The sequence below is a fragment of the Streptomyces sp. NPDC002476 genome (assembly GCF_042889785.1).
Lineage (GTDB): Bacteria > Actinomycetota > Actinomycetes > Streptomycetales > Streptomycetaceae > Streptomyces.
In genome coordinates, this window is record NZ_JBIARH010000011.1 from 25,176 (window position 1) to 46,794 (window position 21,619).

A 21,619-nucleotide genomic window follows, 5' to 3' on the forward strand; every position below is an offset into this window, starting at 1 on the left:
ACGCCGAGGCTGGGCCTCGGCGTCGGCCCGGGCCGGGCTCCGACGCACGGCCGGGCCGTGACGTACGGCCGGGCCCCGACCTCGTCCCCGGGCCGTGACCCCGTCCCCGGGCCCCGACCTCGTCCCCGGGCCCCGCCCTCGTCCCCGGGCCCCGACCTCGTCCCCGGGCCGTGACCCCGACCCCGGGCCTCGGCCTCCGCGCCGGGCACGGGCTCCGATCTCGACCCCCGCCCCCTCACCCCCCGACGCCCCGGTGGCGCACGACCTCGCGGGCGAGGTCGAGGAGGTCCGGCAGCGCGGGGTGGCCGGCAGCGTCGCGCCGGGCGAGGAGGACGGGGAGGGCCGGGGCGTCGACGAGCGGACGGTAGGCGACGCCGGAGTGCGGGTGCATCTCGGCGGTGGAGGCGGCGGAGACCCCGACGCCCCGCCCCGCCGCGATGGCGGTCAGCCAGTCGTCGGTGTTGGCGACGGTGAGGGTCGTGGCGGGGCGGGCATCCGGCGGCCACAGGTCGAGACCGGTGGTGCCGGAGACGGTGTTGAGGACCACGGTGCCGTCCGCGAGATCGGCGAGGCGGAGCACGGCGCGGGCGGCGAGAGGGCCGTCCGCCGCCACGGCGGCCGTCCGGCGCTCCTCGAACAGCACCTCGGTGACGAGCCCGGGCGCCACCACCGGTCCGCGCAGCAGCGCGGCGTCGACCTCGCCCCGGGTGAGCCCGGCGGTGCGGTCGTCGATCCGCAGCAGTTCGAGCGGGGTCGACGGATACCGCTCCTGCCAGCGCCGGAGCAGCGGTGTGGTGTACGGACCGAACGCGGACCAGGCGTGCCCGACCCGCAGCGGCCTCAGGCGCGGCCCGCCGGGGCCGAGCGCCTCGTCGAACGCGGCGACCGCGGCGACGGCCCGGTCCCGGAAGGCGACGCCTTCGGGGGTGAGGACCAGATGGTGGGTGGACCGGTCGACGAGCCGGACGCCGAGGCGCCGTTCCAGGGCGGCGAGCGTCCGTGAGACCGCGGGCTGGGTGAGGCGCAGCCGGGCAGCGGCGCGTGTGACGTTGCCCTCGTCGGCGACGGCGAGGAAGGCGCGCAGATGGCGGATCTCGATGCCGCGGCCCCGCCCGCGGTCCGCAGGGGTCCCGACAGGGGGGTCATCACTGGGTCCAAGGCTCATGCGCGCTGAGCATAACCGGAGCCCAACCGGCATTTCACATGGCACGCGGAGGTACCTACCGTAAGAGGGAGGTACCGCACGGTCCGGTGCAATATTTTCGATCGGGCAGCTCAGCGGAGCGCACTGATGGCGACGGACGCAAGCGCATCCGGACGCCGAGCATCCGGACGTCGGCATTCGGAACACCGAGCGTCCGGGCGTCGGACTCGGACTCGGACTCGGACCTGGACTTGGACTCGGGAGGAACAACGCACGTGGACGTGAACGACCGGAGCGCGGCGGCAGGGGCGGCAGCGACAGAACGGGTGGCGGCCGTCGCCGTACCGGAGACGGTGGCCACGGCCGGCACGGCACCGGATTCCGTCCGCGCACGCGATTCCGTCGGCGCACCCGGTTCCGTCCGCGCCCCGGGCCGGGCGGCGGCGCTCGCCCCGATCGCCCTGGTCGTCGCGGGCGGCCTCTCCGTCCAGTTCGGCGCCTCGGTGGCGGTCCTGCTGATGCCCCGGGCCGGGGCGCTCGGGGTGGTCACCCTGCGGCTGGGCGTCGCCGCGCTCGCGATGCTGGTCGTCTGCCGCCCGAGGCTGCGCGGATACTCACGCGCCGACTGGGGCACCGTCCTGGCCTTCGGCGCGGCCATGGCCGGCATGAACACGCTCTTCTACCAGGCGGCCGACCGCATCCCGCTGGGCGCGGCCGTGACCCTGGAGGTGCTGGGCCCGCTCGCCCTCTCGGTGATCGCGTCGCGCCGCCTGGTCAACGTGGTGTGGGCGGGGCTCGCGCTGGGCGGTGTCGTGCTGCTGAGCGGTGGGGGCTTCGACCGTCTCGACCCCGTGGGCGCCGCGTACGCGCTGGGCGCCGGTGCCATGTGGGCCGCGTACATCGTCTTCAGCGCCCGGACCGGGCGCCGCTTCCCGCAGGCGGACGGCCTGGCCCTGTCCATGGCGGTCGCCGCCCTCCTCACCCTGCCCCTCGGCGTCCTGGAGTCCGGCTCGAAACTGCTGGTCCCGTCCACGCTGGGACTGGGCGCGGTGGTAGCGCTGCTGAGCTCCGTGCTGCCATACACCCTCGAACTCATGGCGCTGCGCCGCCTGCCCGCCCCCACCTTCGCGATCCTGATGAGCCTGGAACCGGCCATAGCGGCCACGGCGGGCTTCCTCGTCCTCGGCCAGGCCCTGGCCCCGACGGACGCCCTGGCCATCGCCCTCGTCATCGGCGCGAGCATGGGCGCGGTGCGCAGCCAGACCCGGCGCCCGAGGCCCCGGGAACGCGGCTGATGCCCGGGGCGAGCCCTTGTCGGCCCGCCCCCGCGCGCGGAATCATGGCGGCCCGTCACGCGAGATCCCGCCGGGGGAGCCCATGATTGTCGCCGCCGTCTATTTCGTCGTCGCCGTGGCCGCGGCCGTGATGTTCGGGAGGAACCTGGACCGTCACCTCCAGGGCCCCCGGCTCCGGGCCATCTGGGCGGGCGGCCGCACGGCCGAGGCCCGGTGCACCGGCGTGCGCACCGAGGAGGCCCAGGACGCCGAGGGCGGCTTCGTCCTGCACGCCCACCCCACCCTGGAGTTCCGCACCGGCGACGGGCGCACCGTCAGCTTCGAGGAGCGCCAGTCGCGTCCGGCCCCGGCCCAGGGCGATGTCGTGACCGTCTACTACGGTGCCGAGAACCCGCAGGACGCGACCACCCGGGCCCCGTCCTTCGGCATCCGCCACGCCAGGACCCTGGTCACCGGGGTGGGCGGCGCCTTCGCCCTGGTCACGGCGGTCGTCGTCGCCCTCGTCCGCTGAGCGCGGCCCGGAGCCGTCCGACCGGCGCTCATCCGGGGGTGACGGTGTCGAGGGGCAGGCTGTCCGTGGCCGTCTCGCGAAAGAACCGCCCCTCCGGCAGATCGTCCACCGCGCCGGAGCCCAGGGGCAGCGCGTCGCAGGAGGCGCTGGTCATCCCCCGCGCGTACGCGGACAGGAACGGGGCCGGCACGTCCGGCACCCCGTGCGGTGCGGACGGCTCGAAGGCGTGCGACGGGTCCGCCACGGCCCGGGCCGCGGTCCCGGCGGGCAGATGGGCCACACCCACCACCCGGTACCGCGGGTCCGGGCCGGGCGGATGTGAACGGCCCTTCGCGTCCCGGTCCACGCCGGTCAGTGCGCCCCGCCCAGTCACCCTGCCCGGCCGCCCCGTCTCGCCGAACGGAAAATAATGCAAGCATGCTTGCTTGTTTATTGCTCCGCTGCCATGCTCCTGGGCACGCCGCCACGTCGCGAGGGGAGCGCACCGTGTCCGAAGTCGCAGCCGTGATCGACGATCTGCGCGACGAGAGCGATGAACTCGACGTCCTGGTACGGGAGCTGAGCGTGGAGCAGTGGTCCGCGCCGACGCCCGCCCCCGGCTGGAGCATCGCGCACCAGATCGCCCATCTCACCTGGACCGACGAGGTCGCGCTGCTGGCAGCCACCGATGCCGACGCCTTCGCGGGCGAGGCGGCCGAGGCCCTGGCGGCCCCCGAGTCCTTCGTCGGCCGGGGCGCCGAGGAGATCGCCGCCGCCCTGGCCCCCCAGGTGCTGCTCGAGCGGTGGCGCGGCGGGCGGGAACGGCTGGAGGCGGTGCTGCGGGAGGCTCCGGCGGGTACACGTATCCCCTGGTACGGGCCGCCGATGAGCGTCGCCTCGATGGCGACCGCCCGGATCATGGAGACCTGGGCGCACGGCCAGGACATCGCCGATGCCCTCGGGGTCACCAGGACTCCCACGGCCCGGCTGCGGCACGTCGCCCGGATCGGGGTGCGGGCCCGCGACTACGCCTATCTGGTACGGGGGATCGAGGCGCCCGAGGAGGAGTTCCGGGTCGAACTCCTTGCGCCGGACGGCGGGGTGATCGTGTTCGGGGACGAGGACGCACCGCAGCGTGTCACCGGGCCGCTGATCGACTTCTGCCTCCTCGTCACCCGGCGCGCCCACCGCGACGACCTCGCCGTCCGGGCGTTCGGGGCCGATGCCGACCGGTGGCTCGACATCGCCCAGGCCTTCGCCGGACCCGCCGGAGCGGGCCGCGCACCCCGGGGGGACGGCAAGTGACCGACGTACTGCGGATCGGCAACGCCTCCGGGTTCTACGGCGACCGCTTCGACGCCGTGCGCGAGATGCTCACCGGAGGCCCGCTCGACGTCCTCACCGGGGACTACCTCGCCGAGCTGACCATGCTCATCCTCGGCCGGAGCCGCCTCAAGGACCCGGCGCGCGGATACGCCACCACCTTCCTGCGCCAGCTCGAAGAGGGCCTCGGGCTCGCCCACGAACGCGGGGTGAAGATCGTCGCCAATGCGGGAGGGCTCAATCCGGCCGGACTGGCCGATGCCGTGAGGGGGTTGGCGCAGAAGGTGGGCGTGCCCGTGCGCGTCGCCCATGTGGAGGGCGACAGCCTCCCCGTGCCCGAAGGATTCCTCACCGCCAACGCCTACCTCGGCGGCGCCGGGATCGCCGCCTGCCTCGACGCGGGCGCGGACGTCGTCGTCACCGGGCGGGTCACCGACGCGGCCCTCGTCACCGGTCCCGCCGCCGCCCGCTTCGGCTGGGGGCCCGGCGACCACGACGCGCTCGCCGGGGCCGTCGTCGCCGGACATGTCCTGGAGTGCGGCACCCAGGCCACCGGGGGGAACTACTCGTTCTTCCGGGGCCACGACCTGCGCCGGCCCGGCTTCCCCGTCGCCGAGATCCACGCCGACGGCTCGTCCGTCATCACCAAGCACGACGGCACCGGCGGCGTCGTCGACATCGGCACCGTCACCGCCCAGCTGCTGTACGAGACCGGTGGCGCCCGGTACGCCGGACCGGACGTCACCGCCCGGCTCGACACCGTGCGGCTGACCCGGGAGGGCCCCGACCGGGTGCGGATCACCGGCGTGCGCGGCGAGGCCCCGCCGTCGACCCTCAAGGTCGGGCTGAACCGGCTCGGCGGCTGGCGCAACGAGGTCGCCTTCGTGCTCACCGGCCTCGACATCGAGGCCAAGGCGCAGCTGGTGCGGGAACAGTTCGCCGACGCGCTCGCCCGCTCCGGCGCCGAACCCGACGAGGTGCGGTGGGAGCTGTCCCGGACCGACCGGGCCGATGCCACCACCGAGGAGAGCGCCAGCGCCCTGCTCCGGCTCGTCGTCCGCGACCGGGACCAGGCGACCGTCGGACGCGCCGTCTCCGGCGCCGCGATCGAGCTCGCGCTCGGCAGCTACCCCGGCTTCCACGTCACCGCCCCGCCCGGCAACGGCGCACCCTACGGGGTGTTCGAGGCGCGGTACGTACCGGCCGGCGAGGTCCCGCACATCGCCGTGCTCCCCGACGGGCGGCGACAGAACCTGGCGCCTCCCGCGACCACACGCCCGCTCCGGGACGTCGGCGAACCTCCGCTGCCCGACCCCCTGCCGGACCCCGGCCCCACCCGGCCCGCCCCGCTCGGCCGGATCGCGGGCGCCCGCAGCGGCGACAAGGGCGGGGACGCCAACGTGGGCGTATGGGCCGTCGACGACGACGCCTGGCGGTGGCTGGCCCACGAGCTGACCGTCGAACGGTTTCGGGAGCTGCTGCCGGAGACCGCCGCCCTCACCGTCGTACGCCATGTCCTGCCCAACCTCCGCGCGCTGAACTTCGTCGTCCACGGACTGCTCGGCGAGGGCGTCGCCGCGCAGCACCGGTTCGATCCGCAGGCCAAGGCGGTGGGGGAATGGCTGCGGTCCCGGCATCTCCCCATCCCCGTAACGCTGTTGAAGGCCGCCCACGCCCCGGAGGTGACCGCATGACCGTCCTGCCCACCGGGCTCGACACCGCGAGCCCCGAATACGCCGCGAACCGCGCGGCCATGCTCGCCAAACTCGACGAACTGGACGCCGAGCACGCCAAGTCGCGGGCAGGAGGCGGTGAGAAGTACGTCGAACGGCACAGGAAGCGCGGCAAGTCGACCGCGCGTGAGCGGATCGAGCTGCTGATCGACCCGGACACCCCCTTCCTGGAGCTGTCGCCGCTCGCCGCCTGGGGGAGCGACTACACGGTGGGAGCCTCGCTCGTCACCGGCATCGGTGTGGTGGAGGGCGTCGAGTGCCTGATCACCGCCAACGACCCGACCGTGCGCGGTGGCGCCTCCAACCCGTGGACGCTGAAGAAGGCGCTGCGGGCCAACGAGATCGCCTTCGCCAACCGGCTGCCCTGCGTCAGTCTCGTCGAGTCGGGCGGAGCCGATCTGCCCTCGCAGAAGGAGATCTTCATCCCGGGCGGCGCGCTGTTCCGCGACCTCACCCGGCTGTCGGCGGCCGGCATCCCCACCGTGGCCGTGGTCTTCGGCAACTCGACGGCCGGCGGCGCGTACGTGCCCGGCATGTCCGACCACACCGTCATGATCAAGGACCGTTCCAAGGTGTTCCTCGGCGGTCCGCCCCTGGTGAAGATGGCGACCGGCGAGGAGAGCGACGACGAGTCGCTCGGCGGCGCCGAGATGCACGCCCGCGTCTCGGGGCTCGCCGATCACTTCGCCGTCGACGAGCGGGACGCGCTGCGTCTGGCCCGGCGCGTCGTCGCCCGTCTCAACTGGCGCAAGGCGCACGCCGATCCGGGACCGGCCGAGCCGCCGAAGTACGACGAGGACGAGCTGATCGGCATCGTGCCCGGCGACCTGAAGGTCCCCTTCGACCCGCACGAGGTCATCGCCCGGATCGTCGACGGCTCCGACTTCGACGCGTTCAAACCGCTGTACGGGACCAGCCTGGTGACCGGATGGGCCGCGCTCCACGGCTACCCGGTCGGCATCCTCGCCAACGCGCGGGGCGTGCTGTTCAGCGAGGAGTCCCAGAAGGCCGCCCAGTTCATCCAGTTGGCCAATCAGCGCGACATCCCCCTGCTGTTCCTGCACAACACCACCGGCTACATGGTCGGCAAGGAGTACGAACAGGGCGGCATCATCAAGCACGGCGCCATGATGATCAACGCGGTGTCGAACTCGAAGGTGCCGCATCTGTCCGTGCTGATGGGCGCCTCGTACGGGGCCGGGCACTACGGCATGTGCGGGCGGGCGTACGACCCGCGCTTCCTGTTCTCCTGGCCCAGCAGCAAGTCCGCCGTCATGGGGCCGCAGCAGCTCGCCGGGGTGCTCTCGATCGTCGCCCGCGCCTCCGCCGCCGCGAAGGGGCGGCCGTACGACGAGGAGGCCGACGCCGGGCTGCGGGCCATGGTGGAGCAGCAGATCGAGTCGGAGTCGCTGCCTCTGTTCCTGTCCGGGCGGCTGTACGACGACGGGGTCATCGACCCGCGCGACACCAGGACCGTCCTCGGGATGTGCCTGTCCGCGATCCACACCACCCCGGTCGAAGGCGCCCGCGGCGGCTTCGGCGTCTTCCGGATGTGAGGCCAGGCATGACCACGCAGAAGTCCGCATCGACGTCCCCGACGACCCCCACGTCGACCTCCGCCAGGTCGGTCGCCGCGCCGACCTCCGAGCCCGCCCCCGCACCGATTTCCGTGCCGGTCTCGACGCTGCTCGTCGCCAACCGGGGCGAGATCGCCTGCCGGATCTTCCGCACCTGCCGGGCGCTCGGCATCGCCACCGTCGCCGTGTATTCCGACGCGGACGCCCACGCCCTGCACGTACGGGAGGCGGACACCGCCGTACGGCTGCCGGGCACGGTCCCGGCCGACACCTATCTCCGCGGTGACCTGGTCGTACGCGCCGCCCTCGCGGCGGGCGCCGACGCCGTCCACCCCGGCTACGGCTTCCTCTCCGAGAACGCCGGTTTCGCGCGGGCCGTACGGGACGCCGGACTCGTATGGGTGGGGCCGCCGCCCGAGGCCATCGAGCTGATGGCCTCCAAGACCAGGGCCAAGGAGCTGATGGCCGGGGCGGGAGTGCCGCTGCTCGCCCCCGTCGACCCGGAACGCGCCACCGAGGCCGATCTGCCGCTGCTGCTGAAGGCGGCGGCGGGCGGCGGCGGCCGCGGAATGCGGATCGTACGCGAACTCGGCCAGCTGCCGGGCGAGGTGAAGGCGGCTGCGGCCGAGGCCGAGGCGGCGTTCGGGGACGGGGAGGTCTTCGCGGAGCCGTACGTGGAGCGCGGCCGGCACGTCGAGGTGCAGATCATGGCCGACGGGCACGGCGGGGTCTGGGCGCTCGGCACCCGGGACTGCTCGCTCCAGCGACGCCACCAGAAGGTCGTCGAGGAGGCTCCCGCGCCCGGCCTCGACGACGCGCTGCGGAACCGGCTGCACGAGGCCGCCACGGCCGCCGCGCGGGCGGTCGGCTACCGGGGTGCGGGCACCGTCGAGTTCCTCCTCGCCCCTGACGGCAGGCCGTACTTCCTGGAGATGAACACCCGCCTCCAGGTCGAACACCCCGTGACGGAAGCCGTGTTCGGCCTCGACCTCGTCGCCCTGCAACTGCGCGTCGCGGAAGGCGGACCCCTGCCCGACGCCGCACCCCCCGAGCCGCACGGGCACGCCGTCGAGGCCCGGCTCTACGCCGAGGACCCCGCCCGCGACTGGCAGCCGCAGACCGGAGCACTGCTCGCGCTGGAGATACCCGACGAGCCCGGACTCCGCCTGGACACCGGATACACCGGGGGCGACACGATCGGCGTGCACTACGACGCGATGCTCGCCAAGGTCGTCGCCCACGCCCCCACCCGCGACCAGGCCGTACGCCTTCTCGCCCGCGCCCTGGAACGCGCCCGCGTGCACGGGCCGGTCACCAACCGCGACCTGCTCGTACGGTCCCTGCGCCACCCCGACTTCCGCGCGGCCCGCCTGGACACCGGCTTCTACGACCGCCACCTCACGGCCCTCACCGCGCCGCCCGACCCGGCGGAACTCCGCCTCGCCGCCCTGGCCGCCGCCCTCGCCGACGAGGCCGCCCGCCGGGAGGGAAGCGGACCGGGACCGGTCCGCTTCGGAGCCTGGCGCAACAACCCCTCGGGGCCGCAGGTCAAGCGCTACCGCGCCGAACCCGACGGCTCCGAGCACGAGGCCGTCTACCGCACCGGCCGCACGGGCCCGGTCCCCGGGACCGGGGAGCGCGTCATCGCCGCCCGCCCCGGCCGTGTCACCCTCGAAGTCGGGGACGTCACCCGCCACTTCACCATCAGCGGGTACGAGGAAGACCCGCACGGCGGGACCCTCCACCGCGGCACGGTGTACATCGACACCGCCGGCGGCTCGTACACCCTCACCGCCCTGCCCCGCTTCACCGACCCCGCCGACCGCACCGAACCCGGCTCCCTGCTCGCCCCCATGCCCGGCACCGTCGTCCGTGTCGCGGAGGGACTGGCCGCCGGGGCGGTCGTCGAGGCCGGGCAGCCGCTGATCTGGCTGGAGGCGATGAAGATGGAACACCGCATCCTCGCCCCCGCCTCCGGCATCCTCGCCGCCTTCCACGCCACCCCCGGCCTCCAGGTCGAGGTCGGCACCCTGCTCGCCGTCGTACGGGACACGGACGCGAGCCCGAGCGGCCGGATGCCGGACACCGACGAGACCCCGAGCACCCGCGCACCCGGCACCCACGCATTGAGCACCCCCGTACCGGGCACCGACACACAGGAGGCACCGAAGCGATGAGCACCGTTCTCGAAACCGACGAACACCGGGACCTGCGCGCCGCCGTCGCCGCCCTCGGAAAGCGGTACGGGCGCGACTACATGATGTCCGTCGTGAACGACGGCTCCCACCCCCGCGAACTGTGGGCCGAGTCCGCCAAGGCGGGCTACCTCGGCGTTAACCTCCCCGAGGAGTACGGCGGCGGGGGCGGCGGTATGGCCGAACTCTCCATCGTTCTGGAGGAGTTGGGGGCAGCCGGTAGTCCCCTCCTGATGATGGTCGTCTCCCCGGCGATCTGCGGCACGGTGATCGCCCGCTTCGGCACCGACGTGCAGAAGCGGCAGTGGCTCCCCGGCCTCGCCGACGGCAGCCTCATCATGGCCTTCGGCATCACCGAACCCGACGCCGGTTCCAACTCCCACCGCATCACCACCACCGCCCGCAGGGACGGCTCCGGAGCGGACGCCGACTGGCTGCTCACCGGACGCAAGGTCTTCGTCTCGGGCGTCGACATCGCCGACGCCACACTGATCGTCGCACGCACCGAGGACGCCAGGACCGGGCGCCTCAAGCCCTGCCTGTTCATCGTCCCGCGCGACACCCCCGGCTTCGGCCGCTCGCCCATCGACATGGAACTCCAGGCCGCCGAGAAGCAGTTCGAACTCGTCCTGGACGACGTACGGCTGCCCGCCGACGCCTTGGTGGGCGATGAGGACGCCGGACTGCTCCAACTCTTCGCCGGGCTCAACCCCGAACGCATCATGACTGCCGCGTTCGGTATCGGCATGGGCCGCTACGCGCTTGCCCGCGCCGTCGACTACGCGAAGACCCGGCAGGTGTGGAAGGAACCCATCGGCGCCCACCAGGCCATCGCCCACCCCCTCGCCCAGGCCCACATCGAACTCGAACTGGCCCGGCTGATGATGCAGAAGGCCGCCCGGCTGTACGACGACGGCGACGACATCGGCGCCGGGGAGGCCGCCAACATGGCCAAGTACGCGGCGGGCGAGGCGTGCGTGAGGGCCGTGGACCAGGCCGTGCACACCCTCGGCGGCAACGGGCTCGCCCGTGAATACGGCCTGGCGTCCCTGGTCACGGCGTCCCGCGTCACCCGGATCGCCCCCGTCAGCCGGGAGATGATCCTGAACTACGTGTCCCACCAGTCCCTGGGGCTCCCCAAGTCGTACTGACGCGGGCCGTCCTGTCCCTCCCCCGTGCCGCGGCCACGCGCCACGGCCCGTCGGCGCGGCTGCCGATGCGCGGACGCACCGGCAGCCGTCCTTCACCGCTCCGAAGGGACCCACCGCCATGGCGCACGTGTTCCACAGCGATCTCCCGCCCGCCCGGGCACTCGACGTACCCGTGCACGACGCGGTCCTCGGGCGGGCCGCCGCGTACGGCGACACACTCGCGCTGATCGACGGCACAGGCGACGGATCCGCCCTCACCTACCGACAACTTGACACGTTCCACCGCAAGGTCGCCGCCGCACTCGCCGGGGCCGGACTGCGCAAGGGGGACGTACTGGCCCTGCACAGCCCCAACACCATCGCCTACCCCGTGGTCTTCCACGGCGCGACACGTGCGGGCGCCACCGTCACCACGATCCACCCGCTGGCCACGGCGGAGGAGTTCGCGAAGCAGCTGCGCGACTCCTCCGCCCGCTGGATCGTCACCGTCTCCCCGCTGCTCGCGACGGCCCGCCGCGCGGCCGAACTCGTCGGCCGCATCAAGGAGATCTTCGTCTGCGACCGGGCGGACGGGCACACATCCGTCCTCGACATGCTCGCCACCACCGAGCCCGAACCTCATGTCACCATCGACCCGGCCGAGGACGTCGCCGCCCTCCCGTACTCCTCCGGCACCACCGGCACCCCCAAGGGCGTGATGCTCACCCACCGCTCCATGGCCACCAACCTGGAGCAGCTGCGCCCCTTCGTCCCCATGGGCCCCGGCGACCGCATCCTGGCGGTCCTGCCCTTCTTCCACATCTACGGGCTGACCGCCCTGATGAACGGCCCCCTGCGCCTCGGCGCCACCGTCGTCGTGCTGCCGCGCTTCGACCTCGAACAGTTCCTCACAGCGATCGAGAAGCACCGGATCACCGGCCTGTACGTGGCCCCGCCGATCGTCCTCGCCCTGGCGAAGCACCCCGCGGTCGACCGGTACGACCTGTCCTCGCTGGAGTACGTCGTCAGCGCCGCCGCCCCGCTGGACGCCGAGCTCGCCGCCGCCTGCTCGCGGCGGCTGGGCCTGCCCCCGGTCCGCCAGGCGTACGGCATGACGGAACTGTCGCCCGCCACCCATGTCGTCCCCCTCGCCGCCCAGAACCCGCCGCCCGGCACGGTGGGCAGGCTGATCCCCGGTACGGAGATGCGCATCGTCCCGCTCGACCGGGACGGCGAGAACGGCGGGAACGGTGAGGACGGTGAGGACGGTGAGGACGCCACGCCCGGGACGGTCGGCGAGATCCTGATCCGCGGACCACAAGTGATGAAGGGCTACCTCGGCCGCCCCGACGCCACCGCCGAGATGATCGACGCCGACGGGTGGGTGCACACCGGCGACATCGGACGCGTCGACGCCGACGGTTGGCTGTTCGTCGTCGACCGGGTGAAGGAACTGATCAAGTACAAGGGCTATCAGGTCGCCCCCGCCGAGCTCGAAGCCCTGCTCCTCGGCCACGAGGCCATCGTCGACGCCGCCGTCATCGGCGTGCCTGACGCCGAGGGCAACGAGATCCCCCGGGCCTACCTGGTCCGCCGCCCCGGCGAGGCGGGGGAGCGGCTGACGGCGGACGCCGTCATGGCGTACGTCGCCGAGCGCGTCGCCCCGTACAAGAAGGTGCGGCAGGTGGAGTTCGTCACGGCCGTGCCCCGCGCGACCTCGGGAAAGATCCTCCGCCGCGAGCTGCGCACCCGTGCCGGGGCCCCGCGCCGACAGGACGGGGCGGCGACGCGGTGACGCAGGAAGCCCCCATGGGCCTCATGCGACCCCCGTTCGCCCGGCTCTCACTTCGCGTGATGGCAGGGGCAGTCGCACCGCCGGATCTCGATGGGCACCTCCCACTCAGGAGCCCCCGCCCGCCGCATCACGCCCGGCCCGGGGCACTCTCCGTGTTCACCGAGCCGACACGCGGGCGCGAGCGCCTTCCGGTGCGGTGTCGGCGCGGTCACGGCTGCTCGCCGTACGGGACCAGGCGGCGCTGTTCGCGGCACGGGGCGCACGCGTACACACCGACCCCCGGTCCCGAGCCCTGCTCGACGATCTCGATCAGCGCGGCCGTCCCGGACGGGCCCTTGTGCCAGTGACACCAACCGGTCTCCGCCGTCCCCGGGCCCAGCACCGGGCGGACGGGCCCCACGCTCACCGCTGCCCGCCCTTGCACCGGTCGCACCGGCAGACGGGGAACTCGGTCGACAGTTCCACCATCTCGGCCGGAACCACCTCGGCCTTCGGCCGAACGACACGTGTCCGCCCGTACCGGTCCACCTCGTACACCTTGATGGTCATGCCCATTCAGCCCGCCTACGTCGTTCGAGGGCCACTTGGCGATTCCGCTGTGCGGCCCGATTGCACCTCCGATGATGTGTGCGCCCGTCGAGTAGGTACCAGGTCGTCCGATGGCCACGCGCGGCCACGTAGCGGCCACGGCTGGAAGCGTGAGTGATGACGTCTCAGACTGGACACATGAGTCGTAACGACGCGTTGAGGGCTGCCCGGCTCCGTGCGGGGTGGCGCACCGTCGAGTCGGCCGCAGCCGGCATCACCGAGCATGGACGGGCCCTGCTCGACGACAGGCAGTTCACCGTGTCCGCAAGGACATGGCGGCGGTGGGAAGGCGCCCGCCCCGGATGGCCGGCCGAGGAGACCGCGATCGTCATCCACGACGCGCTCGGTCGATGGCCCGAAGATCTCGGGTTCACGACTCCGCCGAAATGGATCCGGCCCGAGCATCACGAAGAGGAACATGTGCGCCGTCGAGAGTTCGTCTCTGTCACCGCTGCTGCCCTCGTTGCCGGCCCCGTTGCGCGACAGCACGTCGACCCCGCATTGATCGACTACTTCCAGCAGCAGCTGGAGGGGCATTACTGCGCGGATATGTTCCTTGGTCCTCATGACCTGATCGGCACGGTGTCCGCGCAGTACCAGCTCATCGACAAGCTGGTCCGCTCCGCCAAGGGGGAGACCCGCCGCGGTCTACTGCGCGTCGGTGCGGCCTATGCGGCACTCGTCGGCTGGCTGTACCAGGACGCCGGCGACATGGAGGGGGCCAGCTTCTGGCGGGGGGTGACGCAGGAGATCGCAGTGCGGTCCCGCGACCCGCACCTCATCGGATACGCGCTGGTGAACCAGGCGCAGGTTCGCACTGATCTGGGCGACGGGCACGCTGTCGTCGAGCTGTGCGAGGCCACCCTCGACGACGCAGGCCGTCTCGTGCCGAAGGTACGGATCATGGCAATGCAGCAGCAGGCGCACGGAGCCAGCCTCACAGGAGAGCGCCGTGTCGTCGACCAGCTCCTGGACCGGGCCGACCGGCTACTGCCCCGGGTCGATGACGATTTGCCGTGGGGCAACGCCTGCCGCCGGACCCCGGGATACCTGGAGGTCCAGCGTGCCACCTGTTACGGGCGGCTCGGGCTCGGTGCCGAGGCCAGTTCCTTGTGGGCGCAGGTGTTGGCAGGGGTGCCGGAGACCGCCCGCCGCGACCGCGGGGTGTACATGGCCCGGCAGGCAACCGCAGCGGCGACGGCGCGGGAACCGGAACAGGCAGTGGAGATCGCGAGGGAGGCTGCGACGATCGCGGCAGAGACCAGGTCTGCCCGGATGCGCCGCGAGCTGGTCACTCTGGAGAGGGCCATGCGACCGTGGCACGATGCACCGGTCGGCCGGGACCTCGCAGAGATCCTGGCGCCTGTGACCGATGGGAGCTGACCATGGCCAAGGACCCCCTGTCTGATGTGGAGATCGCTGCGAGGCTGGCAGAGCGGCCGGGCTGGGACCGTCAAGGGAATGAGATCACCCGCTGGTTCGGGATCCGCTATCACGGTGGCGTCGCGATGATCGTGCACATCGCCGACACCGAACGGCTCATCGGCCACCACGCGGACATCGACCTGCGATGGGACCGCATACGTTTCGGCATCACGACGCACGACGCCGGGCATCGGCTCACCGAAGCCGACTTCGACCTGGCGGCCCGGATCGATCAGATTGCCGACGCACACGGGGCCCAGCCACTCGACGGCTGACCCCGGACGCGCATCGATGATCTTCACGCGTAAGGTCCGGTCCGGCCGTACTTCGACGGGGAGGTTGGACAGGTCGTGCATGGTGCCCCCTCTCGGTCCGGCCGGGGCCGGACGCCCCGGCCGGAAGGTGCGGGCGTCGACCTACTCGAACCGCAGGTCGACGATGCTTTCGAGGTCGATGCCGTACAAGCTGTAGACCTTTGTGGTGTTGATCGACGTGAGGCGGCCGGGGGCGAGGCCGAGGGCGGCGGCCGCCTCCCACACCTGTGCTTCATCGTCGGCCTCGATCTCCAGATAGGGCGGGATGCGCGGCCACTCGTCCACCTCCAGGCGGACCGCACCGAGCTTGTAGGAAGTGCGGCGGTTCTCCTGATAGCTGCGCGGAGTCAGTCCGGCGAGGCGGAGCAGAGTGGCGGCCTCGGCGAAGTCATCGACCGTGACCTCGGTCTCGCGAGTGCCGTCGACGGCGTCAGTGGTGATCTCCTTGACGCACAAAGTGACCACGTCGCCCGTGTCGCGCAGGCGCACCCATCGGCCGGGAACGGGAGGGACGGTGTCGTAGACGTACCGCCGCATGGCACGTGGTGGGGCCACCTCGACCCCGCCGGCGACGGAGATCCGCCGAGCGATGTCCGAGGGGTCGATGCCGAGGGCTTTCACCTCGTACTCGATGTCTGTCACAGGGTTGACTCCTGGGGTGACGGGAGCGGAACGGACGGGAAAGGCCGGTGAGGGTCCGGCATAGTCAATTCGGCCCAGACGACCTTGCCCCAGGCATATCGGTCGCAGCCCCAGCGTCGACTCAGGGCGTCGACCAGAAGCAGGCCGCGCCCGGAGCCCTCCCTGTCGCCGGGGCGGCGTGGCTCGGGGAGCCGACCGCCCCTGTCGGCCACACCGATTCGAATCACCTGGGCGCGGGGCCGCCGTTCGACGGCGACGCGCATCAGGCGGCACCGCGTGTGGACGATGGTGTTGTTGACGAACTCGGAGACGATCAACGCCCCGGGCTCGGCCAGTTCTTCCATGCTCCAGGTGTTGAGTGCGGCGGAGACGAGCAAGCGCGCCCGCGCGGCGGACTCGGGCTCGCAGGGCAGGGATTCGCTGTAGCGGTGAACACGGGTCTCAGCGGTTCCGGCGGCGGTTGCGGTCACAGGGGTGTCCCTCCGGGGCGGGTGGTCCTCCAGGCAGGTGGCCCCGGCGGTCATGCCGGGCCTGCGCACTGTCGCGCTGGTGCGACGAGGGAAGTCCACCGTCGGATCGGCCGGGAGAACAGGCGAAACCCCGGATGCGGGGCGTGCGTGACCCCGGTGATTTTTACCGTTCGGAGGCTGCGGTGGTACCAGTGCGGCTTCGGTGCGCGTACGGCAGGGAACGTGCTCGCTCCGCCTAAAGTTCTCGGACCATGACGGCGTACAGCGGGGAGTCGTCGGAGGGCTTGGCCTCGCCCGCCTTGCTGTAGTGCCAGCGCCCGTACAGCGCCTGGACGCGGGGGTGCTCGGTGTCCACCAGGAGCGTGGCCAGATCGGCGCGGACTGAGGCGAGCAGAGCGTCGTGGATCTTCCGGGCGCGCCCGGTACTGCGCCATTCGGGCAGCACCATGAGTTCGGACAGTGCGAACACGGAGCCCCTGAGACCGGACGGGCGCCGGTGCCCCTTCCACCAACCGCCCGGTTTGAGCAAGGAGCCGTAGGCGTAGCCGACCGGGCCGTCGTCCTCCCAACCGGCAACGCACTGCCAGTCCTCCCGGGAGGACCAGAGGTCGACGAAGTAGGAGAAGCGCTCACGCGAGTGGAACGGGTCCGGATCGCCGGCGTACGCCTCGTCATGGATGTCCAGCAGCAGTGAGCGCACGTCAGGTGCGTCCGTGTGCGTGTAGTGCCTCAGATCCATTGGGCGGACTCCTCGATCCAGTCGATGACTTCGGGTGCCCTCGATCCCGAGGCCACAAGCATTCGGCGGGTGGCGGCCAGGGTGTTGACCGTGCGCCGCGAGCCGGACGGCGAGGGCAGCATCGCGTGGGCTCGCCGGCCCGTCGCGCAGGCGAGTTCCAACTCCGCCTGTCTGGCCTGGGCGAGGGACAGGTGCGCGGTGTACAGAGCTCGGTTACGGACCAGGCCGTCCGGGATGGCCGCGAGGGTGCGGTGCAGGCAGTATTCGGCCCGCCTGTGATCGCCGAGCGCCGACCATATGAACGAGGACAGCGCGTCGACCTCGCTGTCGTCGTAGAACCTGATCCACTCGGGACGTCGCTGGTCCGTGGTGCGCGCAAAGGCCCGCTCTGCGTCATTGAGGGCACGTAAGGCCTCGGATCGCCGCCGCAGGCGCGCCAGGCCGTTCGCGTTGCGCAGGTGACCGAGAGAGGCGTACAGCGGGTCGCGCCGTGCGATGGAGGAGCGCTTCATGACCTCCGCTCCGGCGACGGCCTCCGCGTGGTTTTCGCGCTGACTGGACGTCAAGGTCAGGTGGTTCCAGACGTGATACGTCGTCTCGCTGTTCCGGGACAGACCGGCGAAGGTCAGGGCCGTATCGAGGTGCGCGCGCGCCCGCCTTGGCGCACTCGCGTCGATCGACGCGAAGGCGGCCGAGCTGATGACCTCGGCGGCGAGCCGGTGAAGCATGTCCCGTACACGCGTTGAGGCCGAGGACGACGCCAGAGCGGACTGAATCCTGGATGCCAGTTCCACCGCCAGGTTCTCCACCTTCTGTGAGCCCTGCCCCGCATCGTCGTGCCGGAGGATGGCCACATAGTCCTGGTGGAATCGCCGGACATCCTGGATGCCGAGTCGGCCCCGGGTGTCGGTGCCCGGCATCCCGGCGCCCAGGACGGAACAGCTTGCCGCGGCGACAAAGGCACGACGGTCCACGGGGTCCACCTCCAGTGATGCGGTGCTCCTCCTGCGTGGGACGAACCCGAGATCCTCGGCGCGAGCGGAAAGGACCCGTTCCAGAGAAAGCCGGATCCGATCCTGCGGCCACTTCGTCTCGCCGCGTATCCATCGGCGTACGTCCGCATCGGTGACGTTCCCCGATCTGCCTGTCAGCAGCTCGATCTCAACGTTGATCCGACGTGCCAACTCGGCCTGAGTGAAGCCGAGACCAGCAATCCGGTCGGCGAGTTTCCGGTTCACCTGCGGCATGTCCTCACGGTAGTTCCGGGTGCTCTCGGGGACACGGAGGAAGGTAAAAATCACCTGGTTCATGTGCGGGCCGTCCCCGTTTCACGCCTTCGCTCGCCCCGGGGCCCAAACTGCCGTCGAGCAGACATTCACCGGAAGCCGAGGGCCGGCAGTGAAAGGAACGGGCGCGGCCATGAGGAGGGGCCCGCCGCCAGGGGCCAGGCTGAACCATGCAAGCACGCTTGATTGATATGGGTTCCACTGCCACGCTCTGCGGGACGCCGTGGAACGGCCTCGCGGGGACGCCGTGGGGTGGCCCGGCGGGACCAGGGGCACCACCCCAGGGCAACCGCTCCCGGGCAACCGGCCCCGGAGACAAGGAGACGAACCGTATGACGCCGTCGCTCGCCGCCCCCGTCCACGACCGGGGCATCACCACCCTCGCCCTCGACTCGCCGGGCAACCGCAACGCGCTCTCCGCCGCGCTGGTCGGCGAGCTGTCCGTCGCCCTGGAGGCGTGCGCCGCCGATGACGCCGTGCGGGCCGTGGTGCTCACCCACACCGGCAACACGTTCTGCGCGGGCGCCGATCTGACCGCGCCGCCCGATCCGGCGGCGTTCGTCGCCCTGATGCGGCGGATCGTCGCGCTGCCCAAGCCCGTCGTCGCCCGCGTCACCGGGCACGTCCGGGCGGGCGGGCTCGGGCTGCTGAGTGCCTGCGACATCTCCGTCGCCGGGCCCGGCGCCTCGTTCGCCCTCACCGAGTCCCGGCTCGGGCTGGCCCCCGCCGTGATCTCGCTGCCGCTGCTGCCCCGTACCGACCCGCGCGCCGCCGCCCGCTACTACCTCACCGGCGAACGCTTCGACGCCGCCGAAGCGGCCCGCATCGGTCTCGTCACGCTCGCCGCCGAGGCGGACGTGGACCAGGCGCTCGCCCCCGTGCTCGACGGGCTGCGCAGGGCCTCCCCGCAGGGGCTGGCCGCGTCGAAGGAGCTGGTCACGGCTACTGTTCTGGAGAATTTCGACCGGTACGCCGAAGACCTCATCGCCCGCTCGGCGGCACTCTTCGCCTCCGCCGAGGCACGGGAGGGGATGACGGCCTTCCTCGAACGACGGGACCCCGCATGGGTGCTGTGACGCCCCCCACCGACAGGACGCCCAAACAGGACCGCAGCCGGGCCACCCGCCGACGGCTCCTGGAGGCCGCGGTCGCCTGCCTCGCCGAACACGGCTGGGCGGGCTCCACGGTCTCCGTCGTCGCCGAACGCGCCGGGGTCTCGCGCGGTGCCGCCCAGCACCACTTCCCGACCCGTGAGGACCTGTTCACCGCGGCCGTCGAGTACGTCGCGGAGGAACGCTCCGCCGCTCTGCGCGCCCTGCCCGTACAGGGCCGTGCAGAGGTCGTCGCCGCTCTCGTCGACCTGTACACGGGCCCGCTTTTCCGGGCCGCGCTCCAGCTCTGGGTCGCCGCTTCCAACGAGGAACAACTCCGGCCCCGCGTCACCGAACTCGAAGCCCGCGTCGGTCGCGAGACCCACCGCATCGCCGTCGAACTCCTCGCCGCCGACGAGACCGGACCCGGCGTGCGCGAGACCGTCCAGGGCTTCCTCGACATGGCGCGCGGCCTGGGCCTGGCCAACGTCCTCACCGACGACACCGCCCGCCGCCGCAGGGTCGTGGCGCAGTGGGCGCTGCTGCTGGACGAGGCGCTGGGCTGACCCGGGCACGGCGGACCGCCCCGTTCCGCCGTGGCCGCCGGGGGCGGCAAGTGTGGCTGGCACCAAGGCGGTTGGGGTGGTAGCCGTAGTGAGTGCCGACGCTCGCGTCCCTAGCGTCGACGGGTGTGAGATACGGACAGAGCAGAGCAACCAGGATCCCTGTCGGAAACCGGCCCCGCGCCGGAACGAGTCGTACGGCGCGCCGCGCGACGGTGCTGGTGGCGGCCTCGGCCCTGCTGGCGGTCGCCGTCCCCGCCGCGAACGCGTCGGTCGCGGCTTCGGCCGCCGCGCCGGACCGCGACCGCCCGGCGCACACGACGGGCCACGACGCCGGCACGGATAACGGCAAGGGAGTCGGCCGCTACCACCGGCAGCACCTCGCCTGGGGCAGCTGCGTGACGGGCCCCGACGACACGGCGGGCCGTGAGCTGGACGAGGCCGGTGCCCAGTGCGCGGACGTGACCGTGCCGCTCGACTACGCCGACCCCGGCGGCCGTACGATCACCGTGGCCATGTCCCGGCTGAAGGCCACCGACACCCGCCACCGCATCGGCGCGATCCTGCTCAACAACGGCGGACCCGGCGGAACCGCCGTCGAATCCCCGCCGGCCGTCCGCGAGGTGATGAAGGACGTCGGCGCCCGCTACGACATCATCGGCTTCGACCCGCGCTTCGTCGGCCGCAGCACCCCGCTGGACTGCGGCTGGCCCACCGGCATGTTCCTCCGCGCGGCCGGTCCCGACCGGGCGGGCTTCGACCGCCAGGTCGCCTTCCAGAAGGACCTCGCCGACAAGTGCCGGGCCACCAACGCCTCCGTGCTGCCGCACGTCACCACCCGCAACACCGCTCGCGACATGGACGTGATCCGGGGCGCACTCGGTGAACGGAAGATCTCCTACCTGGGCTACTCGTACGGCACCTACCTGGGCACCGTCTACAGCCAGATGTTCCCCGGCCGCTACGACCGGATGGTGCTCGACGGGGCGATCGCCCCGGAGGACTACGGACCGCGGCTGTTGCGGGAGGCGGTGCGCGAGAACGAGCAGGCCCTCGCGGACTGGGCCGCCTGGGCCGCCGCCCGTGACGACACCTACCACTTCGGCCGCACCCGCGACCAGGTCCTCGCCGCCGTCGACCGTGTGGTCGAGGCGGCGGCCCGTCAGCCGTTGACCGTCGGCACCGGAAGCGACGCGTTCCGGCTCGACGCCTCCCACATACCGCTTCTCCTCTTCATGATGCTCTCGGACGACACCGACGCGACGCGGGCCGAGCTCGGCGAGGTGGTCTCCATGCTGTCCGAGGCCGCGCAGGGGAACTCCACCCAACCGTCAGCGGGATTCGCCGAGATGCTGCGGTACGTACTGACCGGCGAGGGCTCGCAGGGCGGCAGTGTGCAGACCGCGATTCTCTGCGGGGGCAAGGCCGCGCCCCGGGACCCCGAGAGCTACTGGCGGGACATCGAGCGCAGCCGTGCCGCCCACCCGCTGTTCGGCCCCATGACCGAGAACATCATGCCGTGCGCCTTCTGGGACCGGCCCCGCGAGGAGCCCACCCAGGTACGTCACGACGTCCCGGCCCTGATCGTGGCCGCCACCGGCGACCCGCGCACCACGTACCGCAGCTCCCTCAAGCTGCATCGCGAGCTGCCGAGCTCCAAGCTGATCACCCTCACGGGCGCCAACCGCCACGGGATCTACGGCGACTACGGCAACGCCTGCGTCGACGACCAGGTCAACCGTTACCTGGCCACCGGAGAGGTGCCCGCGAAGGACCGGACCTGCGCCAAGCGGACGACGGACCGCCAGGACTGACGGGG

The 21,619-nt window shown here is 72.2% G+C and carries 21 protein-coding genes; 13 read left to right on the plus strand and 8 right to left on the minus strand.

The window, feature by feature from the left end; all coding sequences use genetic code 11:
* Positions 1-235: 235 nt before the first annotated feature.
* A complete protein-coding gene (locus ACFYXM_RS15365; protein WP_389289540.1) occupies positions 236-1,165 on the minus strand; it encodes a LysR family transcriptional regulator in 930 nt (309 codons plus the stop codon).
* 260 nt (positions 1,166-1,425) lie between these two features.
* Here ACFYXM_RS15365 and ACFYXM_RS15370 point away from each other — a divergent pair, with 260 nt between their 5' ends.
* The gene (locus ACFYXM_RS15370; RefSeq protein WP_389289791.1) at positions 1,426-2,439 is read left to right on the plus strand and encodes a DMT family transporter; all 1,014 of its coding nucleotides are present in this window, start codon (positions 1,426-1,428) and stop codon (positions 2,437-2,439) included.
* An 82-nt stretch (positions 2,440-2,521) separates the two neighbouring features.
* Positions 2,522-2,950 (plus strand): DUF3592 domain-containing protein, encoded by a 429-nt coding sequence (locus tag ACFYXM_RS15375; RefSeq protein WP_389289541.1) that lies wholly within the window; start codon positions 2,522-2,524, stop codon positions 2,948-2,950.
* A gap of 28 nt (positions 2,951-2,978) precedes the next feature.
* On the opposite strand, the gene ACFYXM_RS15380 is transcribed toward ACFYXM_RS15375, so the two are convergent.
* Entirely contained in the window at positions 2,979-3,296 is a 318-nt protein-coding gene (locus tag ACFYXM_RS15380; RefSeq protein WP_389289542.1) for a hypothetical protein, read from the minus strand.
* 140 nt (positions 3,297-3,436) lie between these two features.
* Between ACFYXM_RS15380 and ACFYXM_RS15385 the strand changes: the two genes are divergently transcribed.
* The 6 genes from ACFYXM_RS15385 (at position 3,437) to ACFYXM_RS15410 (ending at position 12,682) form a co-directional block, all read left to right on the plus strand.
* Positions 3,437-4,234, plus strand: coding sequence for a TIGR03084 family metal-binding protein (locus ACFYXM_RS15385; RefSeq protein ID WP_389289544.1), 798 nt, complete (start codon positions 3,437-3,439; stop codon positions 4,232-4,234).
* Positions 4,231-5,946, plus strand: coding sequence for an acyclic terpene utilization AtuA family protein (locus ACFYXM_RS15390; RefSeq protein ID WP_389289545.1), 1,716 nt, complete (start codon positions 4,231-4,233; stop codon positions 5,944-5,946). Before ACFYXM_RS15385 ends, ACFYXM_RS15390 begins: the two co-directional genes overlap by 4 nt.
* A complete protein-coding gene (locus ACFYXM_RS15395) occupies positions 5,943-7,541 on the plus strand; it encodes an acyl-CoA carboxylase subunit beta (protein WP_389289547.1) in 1,599 nt (532 codons plus the stop codon). The genes ACFYXM_RS15390 and ACFYXM_RS15395 overlap by 4 nt, the downstream gene beginning before the upstream one ends.
* Before the next feature lie 113 nt (positions 7,542-7,654).
* Positions 7,655-9,739 (plus strand): acetyl/propionyl/methylcrotonyl-CoA carboxylase subunit alpha, encoded by a 2,085-nt coding sequence (locus tag ACFYXM_RS15400; RefSeq protein ID WP_389289793.1) that lies wholly within the window; start codon positions 7,655-7,657, stop codon positions 9,737-9,739.
* Positions 9,736-10,908, plus strand: a complete 1,173-nt coding sequence (locus ACFYXM_RS15405) for an acyl-CoA dehydrogenase family protein (RefSeq protein WP_389289548.1) — start codon at positions 9,736-9,738, stop codon at positions 10,906-10,908. Before ACFYXM_RS15400 ends, ACFYXM_RS15405 begins: the two co-directional genes overlap by 4 nt.
* A gap of 118 nt (positions 10,909-11,026) precedes the next feature.
* Positions 11,027-12,682: a 4-coumarate--CoA ligase family protein gene (locus tag ACFYXM_RS15410; RefSeq protein WP_389289550.1), complete on the plus strand. Its 1,656-nt coding sequence runs from the start codon at positions 11,027-11,029 to the stop codon at positions 12,680-12,682.
* Between the two features lie 208 nt (positions 12,683-12,890).
* Here ACFYXM_RS15410 and ACFYXM_RS15415 read toward each other — a convergent pair whose 3' ends face one another.
* Both ACFYXM_RS15415 and ACFYXM_RS15420 read right to left on the minus strand, forming a co-directional pair.
* On the minus strand, positions 12,891-13,088 hold the full coding sequence (locus ACFYXM_RS15415; protein ID WP_389289552.1) for a hypothetical protein: 198 nt from the start codon (positions 13,086-13,088) through the stop codon (positions 12,891-12,893).
* Positions 13,085-13,231: a hypothetical protein gene (locus tag ACFYXM_RS15420; RefSeq protein WP_389289554.1), complete on the minus strand. Its 147-nt coding sequence runs from the start codon at positions 13,229-13,231 to the stop codon at positions 13,085-13,087. Before ACFYXM_RS15420 ends, ACFYXM_RS15415 begins: the two co-directional genes overlap by 4 nt.
* 177 nt (positions 13,232-13,408) lie before the next feature.
* Between ACFYXM_RS15420 and ACFYXM_RS15425 the strand changes: the two genes are divergently transcribed.
* Both ACFYXM_RS15425 and ACFYXM_RS15430 read left to right on the plus strand, forming a co-directional pair.
* Positions 13,409-14,653, plus strand: a complete 1,245-nt coding sequence (locus ACFYXM_RS15425; protein ID WP_389289556.1) for a Twin-arginine translocation pathway signal — start codon at positions 13,409-13,411, stop codon at positions 14,651-14,653.
* 2 nt (positions 14,654-14,655) lie between these two features.
* A complete protein-coding gene (locus ACFYXM_RS15430) occupies positions 14,656-14,970 on the plus strand; it encodes a 4a-hydroxytetrahydrobiopterin dehydratase (protein WP_389289558.1) in 315 nt (104 codons plus the stop codon).
* Positions 14,971-15,111: 141 nt separating this feature from the next.
* Here ACFYXM_RS15430 and ACFYXM_RS15435 read toward each other — a convergent pair whose 3' ends face one another.
* The 4 genes from ACFYXM_RS15435 to ACFYXM_RS15450 form a co-directional block, all read right to left on the minus strand.
* Positions 15,112-15,651: a CYTH domain-containing protein gene (locus tag ACFYXM_RS15435; protein ID WP_389289560.1), complete on the minus strand. Its 540-nt coding sequence runs from the start codon at positions 15,649-15,651 to the stop codon at positions 15,112-15,114.
* A complete protein-coding gene (locus ACFYXM_RS15440; protein ID WP_389289561.1) occupies positions 15,648-16,121 on the minus strand; it encodes an ATP-binding protein in 474 nt (157 codons plus the stop codon). The genes ACFYXM_RS15435 and ACFYXM_RS15440 overlap by 4 nt, the downstream gene beginning before the upstream one ends.
* A 235-nt stretch (positions 16,122-16,356) precedes the next feature.
* Complete coding sequence (locus tag ACFYXM_RS15445; RefSeq protein ID WP_389289563.1) at positions 16,357-16,860, minus strand: GNAT family N-acetyltransferase; 504 nt, start codon at positions 16,858-16,860, stop codon at positions 16,357-16,359.
* Complete coding sequence (locus tag ACFYXM_RS15450; RefSeq protein WP_389289565.1) at positions 16,851-18,107, minus strand: XRE family transcriptional regulator; 1,257 nt, start codon at positions 18,105-18,107, stop codon at positions 16,851-16,853. The genes ACFYXM_RS15445 and ACFYXM_RS15450 overlap by 10 nt, the downstream gene beginning before the upstream one ends.
* 371 nt (positions 18,108-18,478) lie before the next feature.
* Here ACFYXM_RS15450 and ACFYXM_RS15455 point away from each other — a divergent pair, with 371 nt between their 5' ends.
* The 3 genes from ACFYXM_RS15455 (at position 18,479) to ACFYXM_RS15465 (ending at position 21,614) form a co-directional block, all read left to right on the plus strand.
* Positions 18,479-19,222 (plus strand): enoyl-CoA hydratase family protein, encoded by a 744-nt coding sequence (locus ACFYXM_RS15455; protein WP_389289567.1) that lies wholly within the window; start codon positions 18,479-18,481, stop codon positions 19,220-19,222.
* Entirely contained in the window at positions 19,210-19,803 is a 594-nt protein-coding gene (locus ACFYXM_RS15460) for a TetR/AcrR family transcriptional regulator (RefSeq protein WP_389289569.1), read from the plus strand. Before ACFYXM_RS15455 ends, ACFYXM_RS15460 begins: the two co-directional genes overlap by 13 nt.
* 125 nt (positions 19,804-19,928) lie before the next feature.
* Entirely contained in the window at positions 19,929-21,614 is a 1,686-nt protein-coding gene (locus tag ACFYXM_RS15465; protein ID WP_389289571.1) for an alpha/beta hydrolase, read from the plus strand.
* The last annotated feature ends 5 nt before the right edge of the window (positions 21,615-21,619 follow it).

Excerpts from the sequence above, each read along its gene's own strand:
- ACFYXM_RS15365 (WP_389289540.1), bottom strand. The coding sequence starts at position 1,165 with ATGAGCCTTGGACCCAGTGATGACCCCCCTGTCGGGACCCCTGCGGAC.
- ACFYXM_RS15375 (WP_389289541.1), top strand. The coding sequence starts at position 2,522 with ATGATTGTCGCCGCCGTCTATTTCGTCGTCGCCGTGGCCGCGGCCGTG.
- ACFYXM_RS15395 (WP_389289547.1), top strand. The coding sequence starts at position 5,943 with ATGACCGTCCTGCCCACCGGGCTCGACACCGCGAGCCCCGAATACGCC.
- ACFYXM_RS15405 (WP_389289548.1), top strand. The coding sequence starts at position 9,736 with ATGAGCACCGTTCTCGAAACCGACGAACACCGGGACCTGCGCGCCGCC.
- ACFYXM_RS15410 (WP_389289550.1), top strand. The coding sequence starts at position 11,027 with ATGGCGCACGTGTTCCACAGCGATCTCCCGCCCGCCCGGGCACTCGAC.
- ACFYXM_RS15420 (WP_389289554.1), bottom strand. The coding sequence starts at position 13,231 with ATGACCATCAAGGTGTACGAGGTGGACCGGTACGGGCGGACACGTGTC.
- ACFYXM_RS15425 (WP_389289556.1), top strand. The coding sequence starts at position 13,409 with ATGAGTCGTAACGACGCGTTGAGGGCTGCCCGGCTCCGTGCGGGGTGG.
- ACFYXM_RS15430 (WP_389289558.1), top strand. The coding sequence starts at position 14,656 with ATGGCCAAGGACCCCCTGTCTGATGTGGAGATCGCTGCGAGGCTGGCA.
- ACFYXM_RS15445 (WP_389289563.1), bottom strand. The coding sequence starts at position 16,860 with ATGGATCTGAGGCACTACACGCACACGGACGCACCTGACGTGCGCTCA.
- ACFYXM_RS15450 (WP_389289565.1), bottom strand. The coding sequence starts at position 18,107 with ATGCCGCAGGTGAACCGGAAACTCGCCGACCGGATTGCTGGTCTCGGC.
- ACFYXM_RS15455 (WP_389289567.1), top strand. The coding sequence starts at position 18,479 with ATGACGCCGTCGCTCGCCGCCCCCGTCCACGACCGGGGCATCACCACC.
- ACFYXM_RS15460 (WP_389289569.1), top strand. The coding sequence starts at position 19,210 with ATGGGTGCTGTGACGCCCCCCACCGACAGGACGCCCAAACAGGACCGC.